This window comes from Vibrio pomeroyi, from assembly GCA_041879425.1.
Lineage (GTDB): Bacteria > Pseudomonadota > Gammaproteobacteria > Enterobacterales > Vibrionaceae > Vibrio > Vibrio pomeroyi_A.
In genome coordinates this window covers 2,451,690-2,468,587 of record CP090854.1, presented here as the reverse complement: position 1 = coordinate 2,468,587, position 16,898 = coordinate 2,451,690, and the positions used below count along the sequence as shown (strand labels likewise).

The 16,898-nt window shown below is 43.5% G+C and carries 11 protein-coding genes and 1 pseudogene; 4 read left to right on the top strand and 8 right to left on the bottom strand.

Going from position 1 to position 16,898, the window contains the following annotated elements; all coding sequences use genetic code 11:
- The first annotated feature begins 51 nt into the window (after positions 1-51).
- Positions 52-1,119 (top strand): protease SohB, encoded by a 1,068-nt coding sequence (sohB, locus tag L0992_10745; protein XGB66197.1) that lies wholly within the window; start codon positions 52-54, stop codon positions 1,117-1,119.
- Between the two features lie 202 nt (positions 1,120-1,321).
- On the opposite strand, the gene L0992_10740 is transcribed toward sohB, so the two are convergent.
- The 3 genes from L0992_10740 to L0992_10730 form a co-directional block, all read right to left on the bottom strand.
- Positions 1,322-2,881: a SpoVR family protein gene (locus tag L0992_10740; protein XGB66196.1), complete on the bottom strand. Its 1,560-nt coding sequence runs from the start codon at positions 2,879-2,881 to the stop codon at positions 1,322-1,324.
- Positions 2,882-2,892: 11 nt separating this feature from the next.
- Positions 2,893-4,164, bottom strand: coding sequence for a YeaH/YhbH family protein (locus L0992_10735; GenBank protein ID XGB66195.1), 1,272 nt, complete (start codon positions 4,162-4,164; stop codon positions 2,893-2,895).
- Positions 4,165-4,284: 120 nt separating this feature from the next.
- On the bottom strand, positions 4,285-6,219 hold the full coding sequence (locus L0992_10730; GenBank protein XGB66194.1) for a PrkA family serine protein kinase: 1,935 nt from the start codon (positions 6,217-6,219) through the stop codon (positions 4,285-4,287).
- Positions 6,220-6,615: 396 nt separating this feature from the next.
- Between L0992_10730 and L0992_10725 the strand changes: the two are divergent.
- Positions 6,616-7,328, top strand: a pseudogene (locus tag L0992_10725) (MipA/OmpV family protein).
- A gap of 96 nt (positions 7,329-7,424) precedes the next feature.
- On the opposite strand, the gene L0992_10720 reads toward L0992_10725, so the two are convergent.
- The 5 genes from L0992_10720 to L0992_10700 form a co-directional block, all read right to left on the bottom strand.
- Positions 7,425-7,925, bottom strand: coding sequence for a YfbU family protein (locus L0992_10720; GenBank protein XGB66193.1), 501 nt, complete (start codon positions 7,923-7,925; stop codon positions 7,425-7,427).
- 221 nt (positions 7,926-8,146) lie between these two features.
- Positions 8,147-8,887 carry a pyruvate formate lyase 1-activating protein gene (gene pflA / locus L0992_10715; protein ID XGB66192.1) on the bottom strand — a complete coding sequence of 247 codons (741 nt, stop codon included), beginning with the start codon at positions 8,885-8,887 and terminating at the stop codon, positions 8,147-8,149.
- Positions 8,888-9,050: 163 nt separating this feature from the next.
- Complete coding sequence (locus L0992_10710; GenBank protein ID XGB66191.1) at positions 9,051-10,052, bottom strand: lipid A deacylase LpxR family protein; 1,002 nt, start codon at positions 10,050-10,052, stop codon at positions 9,051-9,053.
- A gap of 201 nt (positions 10,053-10,253) precedes the next feature.
- A complete protein-coding gene (pflB, locus tag L0992_10705) occupies positions 10,254-12,530 on the bottom strand; it encodes a formate C-acetyltransferase (protein ID XGB66190.1) in 2,277 nt (758 codons plus the stop codon).
- Positions 12,531-12,837: 307 nt separating this feature from the next.
- Positions 12,838-14,379 carry a DUF3360 domain-containing protein gene (locus L0992_10700; protein ID XGB66189.1) on the bottom strand — a complete coding sequence of 514 codons (1,542 nt, stop codon included), beginning with the start codon at positions 14,377-14,379 and terminating at the stop codon, positions 12,838-12,840.
- A 792-nt stretch (positions 14,380-15,171) separates the two neighbouring features.
- On the opposite strand from L0992_10700, the gene L0992_10695 reads away from it, so the two are divergent.
- Together L0992_10695 and L0992_10690 are read left to right on the top strand one after the other, a co-directional pair.
- A complete protein-coding gene (locus L0992_10695) occupies positions 15,172-15,942 on the top strand; it encodes an ABC transporter ATP-binding protein (protein XGB66188.1) in 771 nt (256 codons plus the stop codon).
- 136 nt (positions 15,943-16,078) lie between these two features.
- Positions 16,079-16,858, top strand: coding sequence for an ABC transporter substrate-binding protein (locus tag L0992_10690; protein XGB66187.1), 780 nt, complete (start codon positions 16,079-16,081; stop codon positions 16,856-16,858).
- Positions 16,859-16,898 lie beyond the last annotated feature (40 nt).

The window sequence follows — 16,898 nt, the reverse complement described above, 5'->3', positions numbered from 1 at the left end:
TGGTAATCGTGACAAGATGGTTACAATACACTAATTCATACAATAGGGGATATGACATTGGAATTTTTGTTGGACTACGGCTTGTTTTTAGCCAAGATTGCGACCGTTGTAATCGCCATCATTGCAATTTTAGTCATTGCTAAATCTGTGGGTGGAAAATCAAGCGCGATTAAAGGTGAGCTGGAAATCACGAACCTATCTGAACACCATAAACAGACGATTGAACAATTAGAGCACCATCTACACGATGATGCTTTCATCAAAGCCCGTGATAAAGCAGAAAAGAAAGCGGAAAAAGAGAAAGTAAAATCACGCGGTAAAGAAGTGAAGAAAGCAGCGAAAGAGGGTGAGCTTGATAGCAAGCGTGAACCACATCTATTCATTCTTGATTTTAATGGCAGCATTGATGCGAAAGAAGTGGCTTCATTGCGTGAAGAGGTAACGGCGGTTCTGGCTGTGGCTCGTGAAGGCGATGAAGTATTGCTGAAACTTGAATCTGGCGGTGGCATGGTTCACGGCTACGGTCTGGCGTCTTCTCAACTTGATCGTATTAAAGCAGCAGGTTTGCCTTTGACTATCTCGGTAGACAAAGTAGCAGCAAGTGGTGGTTACATGATGGCATGTATCGCAGACAAAATTGTGTCAGCACCTTTTGCTATTGTTGGTTCTATTGGCGTTATTGCTCAACTGCCAAACTTCAACAAACTGCTTAAAAAGCACGACATTGAGTTTGAACAGCTAACTGCAGGTGAGTACAAGCGTACGCTAACCATGTTTGGTGAGAACAGCGATAAAGCTCGTGAGAAGTTTAAAGAAGAGCTAGAAGAGACACACGGCTTATTTAAAGACTTTATTCGTGATCACCGCCCAGCGCTAGACCTTGATAAGGTTGCAACGGGTGAGCACTGGTTTGGTACACAAGCACATGAACTTGGGCTGGTGGATGAGATCCGTACTTCTGATGACTTAGTTGTTGAAGCATGCAAAGACAAGACGGTTCTAGCGATTCACTACGTACAGAAGAAAAAGCTATCAGACAAGCTAGCAGGTGTTGCTGGTAAATCTGCAGACAGCGTGCTGATGAAGCTGATTGAACGCGGTCAAAAGCCGATTGTTTAAGCTTATTTAGTTCTAGTTCTAGTTCTAGTTCTAGTTCTAGGTGAGTGCCTCACGTCTATTTAAAGACGTTTGAGCCTTAAAAAGAAAGCGCATAAGTCATCAGACTTATGCGCTTTTTTATTGCTCCACTTCCGAGCGGGTGACCACTATGTTGTAGGGGGAGCGGAGTTTTATACCCATTATCTACTTACTATGATGGATATTAAATCTTGGCTCCATAATCATTGCGTTTCGGACAAGTAGTCAGGATTTCTCGGTGACCCGTATCTTTGAGCTCCTCAAGAATTACGTCAAAGCCCCACAAACGATAGAGATGCTTCATTACTTCGTCGTAGCCTTTATCAAGCGGGATGCGGTCATGAGGCACATACTGCAGCGTCATTGACCGGTCACCACGTACATCAACATTAAACACCTGAATATTCGGTTCAAGGTTGCTGAGGTTGTATTGCGCTGCAAGCTTCTCTCGAATCAGGCGATAGCCCGGATCATCGTGTATAGCACTCACTTCAATGGTGTTTTTTCGGTCATCATCAAGCACTGAAAACAGCTTAAAGTCACGAATGATCTTTGGAGAAAGATATTGGCTGATAAAGCTTTCATCTTTGAAGTTGTGCATTGCGAAGTGCACTGCCTCTAACCAATCACTTCCGGCGAGTTCAGGGAACCACTCTTTGTCTTCATCGGTTGGCTCTTCACAGATGCGTCGAATGTCTCTAAACATTGCAAAGCCAAGTGCGTAAGGGTTTATCCCACTAAAGTAAGGGCTGTTGTAAGCAGGTTGTGCGACCACACTGGTATGGCTGTGCAGGAATTCTAAGATGAACTTGTCACTCACCAAACCTTCGTCGTAAAGGTGATTCAGAATGGTGTAGTGCCAGAATGTTGCCCAACCTTCATTCATCACTTGTGTTTGTTTCTGAGGGTAGAAGTATTGGCTTACCTTGCGAACAATACGAACACACTCACGTTGCCAAGGTTCAAGCAGTGGGGCGTTCTTCTCAATAAAGTAGAGAATGTTCTCTTGAGGCTCGCTAGGGAAGCGGATTTTAGTTTCTTCTTCCTTACTTTTGTTTTGAGGTACGGTTCTCCAAAGCTCGTTCACTTGAGACTGAAGATAAGCTTCACGTTCTTCTTGTCTTGCCGTTTCTTCTGCAATGGAAATCTTTTCAGGACGTTTGTATCTGTCTACGCCGTAATTCATGAGCGCATGACAAGAATCAAGCAACTGCTCGACTTCAGCGACACCATATTTCTCTTCACAACCACTAATGTACTTCTTAGCGAACAGCAAGTAATCGATGATCGAGCTTGCATCTGTCCAAGTTTGGAATAGGTAGTTGCCCTTAAAGAAAGAGTTATGGCCGTAACAAGCGTGCGCCATTACTAGTGCCTGCATCGTTACCGTGTTTTCTTCCATCAGATAAGCGATACACGGATCGGAGTTGATCACGATTTCGTACGCGAGCCCCATTTGACCGTGTTTGTAGTTTTGTTCGGTTTGAATGAATTTCTTACCAAATGACCAGTGATTATAATTGATAGGCATACCGATACTGGAGTAAGCATCCATCATCTGCTCTGAGGTAATCACTTCAATCTGGTTTGGGTAAGTGTCTAAACGGTAATGCTGCGCCACACGCTTAATTTCCACGTGATATTGCTCTAAGAGGTTGAACGTCCAATCTGGACCATCAGGCAGCATCTTGTCGTTTTTCTTTTGTGCAGCTTTTTTCTCTGCAACGTTTGATTTCGCTGTCATGGCAAGCCCCCTTACGCTGTCTCTTTCTGGAACAGTTCTCTAAACACAGGAAAGATATCATCCACCGTTTTTATGTTTTTCATTGCGAAGTTGTCGAAGCTTGCTTCTAACTTCTCATACTCGTGCCAAAGCGTTTGGTGAGAGCGGCGTGTGATTTCGATATAAGAGTAATACTGACAAGTTGGCAGAAGCGTGTTGACCAACAGTTCTTTACAACGAGGCGAATCATCAGCCCAGTTATCACCATCAGACGCTTGTGCCGCATAGATATTCCACTCATTAGCTGGGTAACGGTCTGCGACAATTTCTTTCATTAATTTCAGTGCACTAGAAACGATGGTGCCACCGGTTTCTTGTGAGTAGAAGAACTCATGTTCGTCCACTTCTTTTGCTTGAGTATGATGACGAATAAACACCACATCGACGTTCTCGTAGGTGCGATTGAGGAATAGATAAAGCAGTACGTAGAAGCGTTTTGCGATGTCTTTAGTTGCTTGATCCATTGAGCCGGACACATCCATCAAACAGAACATGACCGCTTGGCTAGATGGAATAGGGCGCTTCTCATAGTTTTTAAAACGTAAGTCGAAGGTATCAATGAATGGCACGTTTTCAATTTTTTTGCGTAGCTCGGCAATCTCTTCTTTTAAGCGACTCTCTTCGAAGGGTTGTGCTGGTTCGGTCATTTTAACTTGGTCGAGTTGCTCCATCAGTAGGTTAAGCTCACGCTTTTTACCTGCTGTCATCGCGGTTCTACGAGCAAGAGATTGCTGCAGTGAACGAACAATAGCGATGTTGGATGGAATCCCCGCACTTTGATAACCAGAGCGGTGGGTTTTCCATTCGGTGATTTTGTTGACCTGATTTTTCTCTAGATTAGGCAGAGCTAAATCTTCAAAGAGAATATCAAGATACTCATCTTTTGAAATTTGGAAGGTAAATTCATCTTGGCCTTCGCCATCAGGGCTTGCATCACCTTGGCCAGAACCACCACCTTGACCGCCACCTTTAGGGCGCTCAATTTTATCACCAGTGATGAACTGATCATTACCAGGGTGGACACGTTCTCTTACGCCGCCTTGACCTTGGTGAAAGCTTGGCTCTTTGATGTCTTTATGAGGAATAGTGACGTCCTCACCAGTTTCAGTATTGGTGATTGAGCGTCGGTTGACTGCATCGGCCACAGATTCTTTGATTTGCTCTTTATGGCGTCGTAAGAATCGCTGTCTATTTACAGCACTCTTATTCTTGCCATTGAGCCTCCGATCGATAAATTGTGCCATAAGAACTCCCTCTCAGCTGATGTCACGATCCTACTTTTTATTAGGGTATAAGAGTTATTAGGATATAAGAGTTATTGGTTTGTACGAGCTGCTCACGTGAGCAGCTCAATACAGTTTGGTTTATGAGGATTTACGAACTCTTAGATACCACTCAGATAGCAGTCTAACTTGTTTCTCGGTGTAGCCTTTTTCCATCATACGAGCAACGAAGTCGTCGTGTTTTTTCTGATCATCCGTTGAGGTCTTAGCATTGAACGAAATAACAGGAAGCAGCTCCTCTGTATTAGAGAACATTTTCTTCTCAATCACAGTGCGCAGTTTCTCGTAGCTCGTCCAAACTGGGTTTTGACCGTTATTGTTTGCTTTGGCACGAAGCACAAAGTTCACAATCTCATTTCGGAAGTCTTTAGGGTTACTGATACCAGCTGTTTTCTCGATTTTCTCTAGTTCACCATTCAGAGAAGCACGATCAAATAGCTGGCCTGTTTCTGGATCGCGGTACTCTTGGTCTTGAATCCAGAAGTCAGCGTAGGTGACATAGCGGTCGAAGATATTCTGACCGTACTCAGAGTAAGACTCTAGGTAGGCGGTTTGAATTTCTTTACCGATGAACTCTACGTAGCGTGGCACTAGGTATCCTTTCAAGAACTCTAGGTACTTCTCTGCGGTTTCTTGAGGGAATTGCTCACGTTCGATTTGCTGCTCAATCACGTAGAACAGATGCACTGGGTTCGCCGCTACTTCGGCTTGGTCGAAGTTGAACACACGAGACAAGATCTTAAAGGCGAAACGTGTTGATAGACCAGACATGCCTTCGTCAACACCCGCATAGTCGCGATACTCTTGGTAGCTCTTCGCTTTTGGATCGGTGTCTTTTAGGGTCTCACCATCGTAAACGCGCATCTTAGAGAATAGAGAAGAGTTCTCAGGCTCTTTTAGTCTCGACAGGATGCTGAATTGCGATAGCAGATCGAGTGTGCTCGGTGAGCAAGGCGCTTGGGATAGCTCACTGTGCTCAAGCAGTTTCTTGTAGATCTTAACTTCTTCAGACACACGTAGACAGTAAGGGACTTTTACAATGTACACACGGTCGAGGAAGGCTTCATTGTTCTTGTTGTTACGGAAGGTCTGCCACTCGGATTCGTTAGAGTGAGCTAGAATCATACCGTCGAATGGCAATGCAGAAAGCCCTTCAGTACCGTTGAAGTTACCTTCTTGAGTCGCTGTTAGTAGAGGGTGCAATACCTTGATTGGTGCCTTGAACATCTCCACGAATTCCATCAGACCTTGGTTTGCTTTACATAGCGCACCAGAGTAGCTGTAGGCATCAGGATCATCTTGAGAGAAGTGCTCAAGCTTGCGAATATCCACTTTACCTACCAGAGATGAGATATCTTGGTTGTTTTCATCACCTGGCTCTGTTTTCGCAATCGCGACTTGATCGAGAATAGAAGGGCGCAGTTTGATGACTTTGAATTTAGAAATATCGCCGCCAAAATCATGGAGGCGTTTCGCTGCCCACGGAGACATAATCGAGCGAAGGTAGCGTTTCTCAATGCCATATTCGTTCTTCAGTAAGTCGCCGTCTTCGTTGACATCGAATAGACAGAATGGGTGATCGTTTACTGGGCTTCGTTCACCGTCAGCAGACAATACATAAATGGGTAGCTTTTGCATCAGGGCTTTGAGTTTCTCAGCAAGCGAAGATTTACCACCGCCCACAGGGCCAAGTAGGTAAAGGATCTGTTTGCGTTCTTCTAGGCCTTGAGCCGCATGTTTTAGGTAAGAAACAATCTGTTCAATCGCGTCTTCCATGCCGTAAAAATCTTCAAATTCACGGTAGCGAGATATGACTCGGTTCGAGAAAATACGACTGAGATGAGGGTCTTGAGCGGTGTCAATGACCTCCGGTTCGCCGATGGCAAGAAGTAAGCGTTCCGCAGCGTTAGCGTAAGCACTTTTATCGTCTTTACATAGCGCCAAGAACTCTTGCAGTGTCAGCTCTTCTTCCTTGGCTGCTTCATAACGTGATTGATAGTGGTCAAATATACTCATAGTCACATTCCCCTTGTTAACCAGTCAAAACTGACGAGCGATTGAAAAATAGGCTCTCCCTACATTTTAAGGTTAGACCCGCTTCCACAATTTTGCTTAACAATTATGTATTTATTTACAATTTTGCGTGTTGAATGGCTAACGAAAGCAATGGGCAACTTGAACCGAGAGGAATCGAATTATTTTACATTCATGGGGTATCGACGGTTTGTTTTGTGATTTTAGGGGGCTTTCCAATTCTTGCCGTGGATTTATGCGTATTGGATGTATAACGAAGCCTTATTGATTTTTTGGAATGAAATACCATATAATGCGCGGCGTTATCAAAAATCGCTTAAAAAATAGGTAGAAATAGTGAAGAGTCTCTGGTTAAAAATCGCCATTGTTGGAACGACAATGCTCATGGCGACAGCTACACACGCAAAAATATCACAATGGTCATTGGGTGTGGCTGCTTCCTATTCTCCTGCTGTTTATAAAGATACGCCGTCAAACCGCGCAGTTATTCCAATGATTGGTTATGAAGGCGAGCACTTTTTCATGCGTGGTTTTAGTGCTGGCTATCGTTTATTCCCTGCGGGTTCACCGCAAAACATCGTCTTTCGTGCTGTGTATGACTCAAGAACCTTAAAGCCGGGTGATTCTGATAACGTTGATATTCAAAAATTGGATGAACGTGAAGCTTCAGTATTGGGTGGCGTAAGCTATCAAGTGATCACTATGGTGGGAATGTTTGAAGCGACGGCGGGGTCGGATCTAGGCTTTAAACACAACGGCATTTATGCGGAAGCAGCGTGGCGCCTTCCTATTCGTCGTAATGGTTGGGCGATTACTCCATCTATTGGTTACGCTTATAACGTGAACGCTTGAACAACCACTTGTATGGTGTGAGCTCGGCAGAAGCGTCGAGAACGAACTTGAATGAGTTCGATGCAGATTGGGACGGTCAGTACTTTATTGGTTTAGGTGGTTACTTACATGTAACACCGAATGTTCGAGTGACTGGCGGCGTTCGTTACACCAATCTAGAAGGTGATATCGAGAACAGCCCAATCCTTGAAAGCGGGGTTAATATGGCGGCCAACGTCGGTGTTGCCTACGTTTTCTAGTTAAAAAGAAGCGAATACAAAAAAGGGTTACTCATGATGAGTAACCCTTTTTATTTGAAACTTTATAAGCCAAATTAAGGCTTATCTTTTCATGCATTAAGCACTGAAGATTTGAGACAGCTCTGTCGCACATAGGTGATATTGACGAGGGCAGTTGCGCCATGTTGTTAGCATGCGACGGTATTTGTCTAGCATTGGCATTTGGCTATTGAAGTGGTGATCAGCTTTGTCGAATTGAGGGTAAAGACCTTCAGAGTCAACAAGGAAACGCACGTAGTGTACGATTTGCGCTTCAGAAGCGATGTCAAAACCTAAGAACTGTAGGCGGCGTTGATCAACTTCAGCGCGCTCTTGTTCTGCAAGCATTTTGTTTGACTCTTGCATTGCATGATACATCTCCATGATGTCGATAACTTCGCGACATTCTGCTTCAGTCAAACAACCAAATTCTTTGTTAAGCTCACGCATTTGGAGTTCGTAACCACGTTCTACAATCGTTTGTAGACGTTGGTATTTAGCTGAGTTCTCAGGATCCATTTGAGACATTAGGTAGTATTGATTTGATAGAATTAGACGCTGAGCATTGGTCATTTCCATGGGAGAAGCCTCACTAAAAAACTAAATGTTGTATTCTTTTGTTGCAGTAAGAGTAACAGCATTCCTACGAGTGGAAACATGATCTCAACACGGATTTAATATGATTTTTTGAATTGATAAACAAAAGTTGTAAAGAAAAGTGAAAGGATTGTTTGGCTCAAAAAAGAAAACGCCCCAATCGAAATTGAGGCGTTTGAAACAGGCTTTGAAAACCGTAGGTATTAGTATTTTACGTTTGAATGGTACTGACTAAGAACAGCGACAATCTCATCCATTTTTTCTTTACTTGGCGGGTTAACACCATCAAGTGGGTAGTCATGACCCAGCGCTTCCCATTTGTGAGCACCAAGCTTGTGGTATGGAAGCAGTTCTACTTTCTCGATGTTGTCCATGTCTTTAATGAATTCGCCAAGAAGATGCGCATCTTCAGCTGTATCCGTGTAGCCAGGAACAATCACATAGCGAATCCAAGTTTTCTTGCCGATTTTGTGCAGGTAGCGTGCAAAATCCAGAGTACGTCGGTTTGATACACCAATGAAATCGTGGTGAATCTCGTCTCGCATGTGCTTAAGATCAAGCATCACTAGATCAGAGGCTTCAAGAACTTCATCAACCACTTCTGTGTGCTTACGAATGTAGCCATTAGTATCAAGACAAGTGTGAATGCCTTCGGCTTGAGCTGCGCGGAAAAAGTCACGAACAAACTCAGGCTGTAGCATGGCTTCGCCACCTGAACAGGTGATACCACCGCCAGAAGCTTTCATGAAATGACGGTATGATTTTGCTTCGTTAATGATCTCTTCGACCGTTACTTCCTTTCCGTCATGAAGATCCCATGTATCGCGATTGTGGCAGTACATACAGCGCATTAAGCAGCCTTGAAGAAACACAATAAAGCGGATACCAGGGCCATCGACAGTACCACAAGATTCGAATGAGTGAATGCGACCAGTTGTAGACATGAGCTATTCTCGTAGAGGAATTTATACCCTTTATTTTATTACAAAAACGGTACATAAAATAGGGTCAAATGGTAACGAGGTCTTTAAAAACAAGGGCAATCACCTGTGAAGATGATTGCCCTTATAAAACTTGAACGTGAAGGACGAAAGCCCTTGCTGGTGGCTAGAAGAACGCAAACATTGTGATACCGCCAGTGGTGTACACCGACTCTTTTGCTTCTTTGTAATCAGGTGTTTTTGCCGTAAGTGCGAAGGATGCACCAACGTATTGGTTATACCAAGCCACACCTAGCACTGCGGTTGCTTGAACGTTTTCTAATGTCACATCGTAAATAGCAGGATCTTCATTATTTTTATTCGCGTACTCATCCACACCAGAGCGATCGCCTTCGATGGTTAAGTCGTTAAATCGGTAACGACCTTCAAGGCCTGCATAGGTAAACCAACCTGTGTTAGATGCACCGATCATACCGGCTTTGAATGGGTTCTCTGTGCTGATGTTCGCCGCACCAAAGTTACCACCTAGGTCTGTACCCCAACGGAACATGACGCCCGTTGAAATGTCACTTCTAAAGTTACCGACGTTGATTTCTGAAACGTTAGAGATCTCGAAGTCTGTATTTGCTAGTGCTTGGTTACGCATTAAGTTGAAATGGCTTAGGTAACCAACGCTTCCCGCCCATTCATCATCAACTTGATATTCCCAGCCCATAGGCTCATCTGATTTTGTGATTGAGTGAACCAGCTTTTGAGCATCTTCAGACAATGCACGTTCGCCAGTTGTACCAAACGTGATGTTAAAACGCTGAGCTTGTTGTGGGTTCAAGCTGATGTAGTTGAATTCTGTGTGTAGGTAACCTGCATACGGACGATCATTGGCAGATGGAGTTTCCAACTCAATATCTGAAGGCGTATACATCTTGTGGCCAATGGTGATTTCCCACTTATCTAGAGAGCTTGCGCCCCAGTAAGAAAGGCTCAGTGGTTTTACCCAGTTGTATGGCGTAATACTTGATGATGTGTAACCCAGAAATAAGCCGTTGGTATAGTCTTGGTCGACACCAAAAATACCATCATTGTCTAAAGCAAAAGTCAGCGTCGAACGCTCAGATGCTAAAGATGAGAAAGAGAGAAGGATCAGGGGTAAACAACGCAGGTATTTCATGGAGCAGTTACTCTTAAATTATGAACCGCGATATTACCGTAATTTGACAGAATTTGTGGAAAAAAAGTGAATGGCAGGGTGCTTTTTTGCTCAATCTAACACTTCGAGGGATGGGTTAGGCTTGTGCGATTTACAACAGATATAAAAAAGCCCCGCACATTGGCGAGGCTAATATTATTTACTGTCTATTGAGCGGTGAGCTTATAGAGACTCAGTAAATGTACGTGCGATTACGTCAGCTTGTTGCTCTGCAGTTAGAGAGTTAAAGCGAACAGCGTAACCAGATACACGGATTGTTAGCTGAGGGTATTTCTCAGGGTGCTTAACTGCGTCTTCTAGAGTGTCGCGGTTAAGAACGTTAACGTTAAGGTGTTGACCACCTTCAATGCCAGCTTCGTGGTGGAAGTAACCATCCATTAGGCCTGCAAGGTTAGCACGTTGGCTATCAAGTTCTTTACCTAGTGCGTTTGGCACGATAGAGAACGTGTAAGAGATACCATCTTGTGCGTCAGCAAACGGTAGTTTACCTACAGACGTTAGTGAAGCTACAGCACCTTTCTCATCGCGACCGTGCATTGGGTTTGCACCAGGAGCGAAAGGAGCGCCAGCACGACGACCGTCTGGAGTGTTACCAGTTTTCTTACCGTATACAACGTTAGACGTGATAGTAAGAACTGACTGTGTAGGGATAGAGTTACGGTAAGTCTTAAGCTTACGGATCTTGTTCATGAACGTAGAAACTAGTTCACAAGCGATATCATCTACACGAGAGTCGTTGTTACCGTATTTAGGGTAATCGCCTTCGATTTCGAAGTCAGTTGCGATACCGTCTTCGTCGCGGATTGGCTTCACTTTAGCAAACTTAATTGCAGACAGTGAGTCAGCAGCAACAGAAAGACCAGCGATACCACAAGCCATAGTACGACGAACGTCACGGTCATGAAGAGCCATTAGAGACGCTTCGTAGCTGTACTTGTCGTGCATGTAGTGAATGCTGTTTAGTGCAGTCACGTATTGCTTAGCTAACCAGTCCATGAATGTGTCTAGGCGACCCATTACGTCATCGTAGTTAAGAACTTCGTCAGTGATCTTGTCTGAAACAGGACCAACTTGCATCTTAAGTTTCTCGTCCACACCGCCGTTGATTGCGTAAAGCATTGTTTTCGCAAGGTTAGCACGAGCACCGAAGAACTGCATTTGCTTACCAACGATCATTGGAGATACACAACAAGCGATAGCGTAATCATCAGACTCTAGGTCAGGACGCATTAGGTCATCATTTTCGTACTGGATAGAAGAAGTATCGATAGATACCTTCGCACAGAAACGCTTGAAGCCGTCAGGTAGTTGCTCAGACCAAAGAACAGTGATGTTTGGCTCTGGAGAAGGACCCATAGTGTATAGAGAGTTTAGGAAACGGAAGTTCGAACGCGTTACTAGCGTACGACCGTCGATACCCATACCACCCATAGACTCTGTTGCCCAGATTGGGTCGCCAGAGAACAGCTCATCGTACTCAGGAGTACGTAGGAAACGAACCATACGCAGCTTCATTACGAAGTGGTCGATCATTTCTTGTGCTTGTTCTTCAGTGATCTTGCCAGCAGCGATATCACGCTCGATGTAGATGTCTAGGAAGCTCGAAGTACGGCCTAGAGACATTGCAGCACCGTTTTGAGATTTAACAGCAGCTAGGTAGCCGAAGTAAGTCCACTGGATAGCTTCTTGAGCAGTTTGAGCTGGCTCAGAGATATCGAAACCGTATTTCTCAGCCATTTGCTTGATTTGACCTAGAGCACGGTGTTGCTCAGAGATCTCTTCACGCAGTTGCATTGTTTCTGCTAGGTTTTCACCGTTTTCGAATTGCTCTTGAAGAGAAGCAAATTGAGCTTGCTTGTCTTTCATTAGGAAATCAATACCGTAAAGTGCAACACGACGGTAGTCACCGATGATACGACCACGGCCGTAAGCATCAGGAAGACCAGTCAGAACACCAGACTTACGACATTTTAGGATATCAGGAGTGTAGATATCGAAAACGCCAGCATTGTGTGTTTTGCGGTATTCTGAGTAGATTTTTGAAACCATTGGGTCAAGAGTTTCACCGTATGCTTTACAAGAACCTTCAACCATACGTACACCACCGTTAGGGATGATTGCACGTTTTAGTGGCTTCTCAGTTTGTAGACCAACGATAGTCTCAAGATCTTTCTCAATGTAACCTGCATCGTGAGCAGTAATGGTAGAGATAACAGAAGTATCGAAATCTACAGGTGCTTTAGTTGCGTTTTCCTGTTTGATACCTTCCATTACCGAAGACCAAAGCTTGTTAGTTGCTTCAGTACCCTCAGAAACTAGGAAAGACTCGTCGCCTTCATACGGCGTGTAGTTCTTTTGAATGAAATCACGAACGTTTACTTCGCTTTGCCACTCACCTGCAGCAAAATCTTCCCAAGCTTTAGCAAATTGCTCTGCCATGACATACCTACCTTTTTAGTAGAAAAAATACGTACATTAACACTGTTGAGCCAGCGCCCCTCGTAAGGGTAGTACACTCTTATTAATAACAATATATATGAGCATATAAGCGTCATATGGTTATATATATTGTCACTACTTTTTATATGTTGTCTTTACTCTATGAATTCAAGACTACGCTAAAAAATTCCTGCAAACCTTAAACTAAATCAATAAATACCAAAAAAAGTTGAAAAAATTTGAGTGACAGGGGTTGCCACCCAAACTTTTTTTTAATCCGAATGCTACTTTTGTGTAGTAAGGACTATTATAGCCAAGCTTTTAGACCATATTGGCTTTCTAGCATACCAACTGCAAGCATTGCTACTAGACAGATAACTAAAACACCAACTGGGATAACAATCTTGTCTACAAATGATAGACGCTTAGCACGCTCTTTATCACCAATTAGACCGTTGTTATCTAGAAGCATAGTCAATGCCCATGCTAGTACTGGGTTAACAACCGCTGAACCGAAGATACAGATACCAGCCGCTTGAGAATCTTTAGAATCCTTAACCATTTGCATACCCGCTTCAAGTAGAGGTAGAGATACACCTACAAGTAGCGCAACACGCATCACTGGTGGCCATACTGCAACGTCCATTGGGAAACCAAGAATCGCAACAATAATACATAGAGAACCAAGCAAGATTGCGCCGCCAGGAATTGGACGTTTCGCGATAGCTGCTGGGATCATGTAAGTACCCCAAGAAGAAGTGATGTTACCACCACCAACCGCAGTACCAACCATTTGACGAACTGAACACATAGTCATTGTGTCATCTACGTCCATAAGAACTTTTTCAGACTTTTTAGGGTAGTTAAGTTCTTGGAAGATACGGTGACCTAGGAAGTCAGGTGACCACATTGCTACAGCAAGGATTGCAAATGGTAGAGATGCAATGAAGTGTTCAACGTTTGGCAAGCCAAGCATCCAACCTTCAGAAGTAGAACCCCACCAGTAAACTGGGTTTAGGTTTGGAATGCCCATTTCAGTTTCGAATACGATGTCGAAGCCAGCGCCTAATACTAATGCAATAGCAAGGCCTGTGAATGCACACACTGGGATAGCCAACCAACGCTTGTTCACTTTTGCTAGGAAAGCGTAAATAGCAATAGTAATAGCAAGAACGATTAAACCAACGTAACCCATGCTGCCCGCTTCAACAGTAGAAGATTGAAGACCAACCGCCCATTCTTGAATTGAGTTGATTTGGCTCATTGTACCGGTTAGGCCTAAGAAAATGAGCAAGCCACCAGCGGTACCTTCAGAAGTCAGGTTAACCAGCTTGGAGCCGCCTTTTAGGAAACTTAGGATAAGACCAAAGACGCCGATAAGGATTGCCAATGCAAGAGGGTGAGCACCAGCTAGAGCGATGGTACCGATAAGAGGAATCATTGGGCCGTGGTTACCGGCAAGGTTTGCTTTAGGGTTAAAGAAACCAGAAGCTAGGATACAGAACAGCAGTGCAGGGATAAGCATTTCTACACGAGCTACTTCAATCGCAAACTCTTTACCTAGGTTTACGTGATCCCAAGCTTGAGTTAGGCCGTCAGCCCAAGACATCATTACTGCAGAGTACATCGCGATGATACCAATAGTACCAGCAAGTGCAGGAACAAGATCTTCAAGTTCAAAGCGGAAGTCACGACCAGGAAGGTTTAGGCCGAAGCGGCGAGGCTTCATGATTTGAAGCTCGTGATCTAGATAATCTGAGCGGCTCTCAAATTCAGAAGCAGGACGGTGTAGCTCTTTATAGCTTTTCTCTTCTACTTCAGAGTTCGCATTATTCACAACGTCTGACATAGATTCCTCATATTTTTATGTTAGTAATTCTAAAATTGAATTCTATAATTTCGCGTAATTGCGTTATTTCTTAGTTATAACTCATTAACATTATGTTGCACGGTTTTGATGTGCTTTATGCAGCTAAGTTAAAAGAAATGTTTGGCATTTTTAATGCCTTATTCTTTGCTGAGGAGTCTAACAAGCTTACCCTTTAGGGTGATTGATCTTGATCACTTTATGAGTGTATGTGAAAGAAAGCTACAAAATGAAGCGATTCATTAACGTACCATTGATGAATCGTGTAATTAGTTTTCACAAATTGACGTTTACCTATCTTCTTCGAGCCTTTGTCGTCATAGCTCGAGCTCAATGTCCAATTCTTACTGAGTTATTTCACTATTACTTGCTTCCCAACTGTTCCCAGTGAAATGCTTACAATGTAATAACCTTAAAATAATTGTGCCTTATGGTGTGTATGTAGCGTTGAGCGTGCAGATTATATTTTGCAGATCTCGGCCTATCTAAGTTCACAAAACTTGTTTTTCTTGTGAGACATCAAGCTACGGAAATCTCATTTTGGTTAACTTTATTTAAACAATGTAAGGGGTGTAATTACAGCTTATTGATAGAACTCATTCATTAAATTGAGGCGAAAACGCTACCTTTTGCATAATAAGTCAGAGTGAATCGCTATTTATTCCAATTTATTAGGTTAATAATTTGTTGCATGTTGTTTCGTGTGGTGCTAGTTTGTATCGCATGAAAAGGTCGGAGTACCTTGCATTTTCACAAACTTGGGAGAGAAAGCGCATGAAAGATGTACCAGCGCTGGACATAAAGGATCTACACAAAACGTTTGGTCAAAATGAAGTTTTAAAGGGAATTTCACTTTCTGCGCATAAAGGCGATGTTGTATCGATTATCGGATCTTCAGGGTCGGGTAAAAGTACTTTCCTTAGATGTATCAACCTTTTAGAGACACCAACTGCAGGCGAGATTTGGGTTAATGGCGAATTAATTCAAATGAAAAACAACCGCCAAGGTGTATCTGTTCCTGCCAACGAAAAACAAGTACAGCGAATCCGTTCTCGCTTAGCGATGGTTTTTCAAGGCTTCAATCTTTGGTCTCACCTGACCGTTCTCGAAAATGTTATCGAAGCACCCGTTCACGTATTAGGTGTACCTAAAGCTCAAGCGATTGAAAATGCAGAACTACTACTTAAAAAAGTAGGCTTGTATGAGCGCAAAGATTACTACCCAGGTCATTTATCCGGTGGACAACAACAACGAGCGGCAATTGCTCGAGCGTTAGCTGTTGATCCGGAAGTGATGCTGTTTGATGAACCAACATCAGCACTCGACCCTGAGTTAGTAGGGGAAGTGCTTGGTGTAATGCGCGATCTAGCAGAAGAAGGAAGAACCATGCTTGTGGTAACACATGAAATGGCTTTTGCTCGTGACGTATCAAACCATGTGATGTTCCTGCACCAAGGTCTAGTGGAAGAACAGGGCGATCCAGCTAAACTGTTTACTGAACCTGAATCTGAACGTTTACAACAATTTATCTCATCGATTTACTAATCAGAATTGAAACGCCGTTGCCAAGGTAAACAGCGACGGTGTGAACAATAAAACACAACAAGTAAGTTAATAAGTAACAACAAACACAATATTAAAATTAGCAAAACATAAAAACCTAAATCACAGGAGTAGGGATATGAAAAAGTGGTTATTAGTCGCAGCACTTGCTGCAACTGCTGCAACTGCTGCAACGGGCGTAGCTCAAGCAAAAGAATGGAAAACAGTACGCTTTGGTATTGAAGGTGCTTACCCTCCATTTAGCTGGACAGAAGCTGACGGTTCACTGAAAGGCTTCGATGTCGATATGGCTAACGCGCTTTGTACTGAAATGCAGGTGCAGTGTAAGATCGTTGCACAAGACTGGGATGGTATTATTCCTTCTCTACTTGCTCGTAAATATGATGCGATCATCGCGGCAATGTCTATCACGGAAGAACGTAAGAAAAAAATCGACTTCACTGGTAAATACGCACTTATCCCAAACAAGTTCATCGCTAAGAAAGGTGCAGGCCTTAACTTTGATGATCTAAGCGGTCAAAAGATTGCCGTTCAACGTGCAACAACTCACGATAAATACCTAACAGACAACTACGGTGACACTGTAGAGATCGTTCGTTACGGTTCATTCGACGAAGCTTACCTTGATCTAGCAAACGGTCGTGTTGCTGCTGTACTAGGTGATGCATCTGCTCTAGAAGAAGGCGTGCTGAACAAAGCGGGTGGTGAAGACTACGAATTCGTTGGTCCATCACTAACTGATCCTAAGTGGTTCGGCGAAGGCTTTGGTATTGCTCTACGTAAGCAAGACAAAGATCTGACTAAGCAATTAGATGCGGCAATCCTTTCACTACGTGAAAAAGGCATTTACCAAGATATCGCGGCTAAATACTTCAACTACGACGTATACGGTCAGTAATCTTTAGCGTCAATTCTTAAGGGAGAGGTTCTCCTCTCCC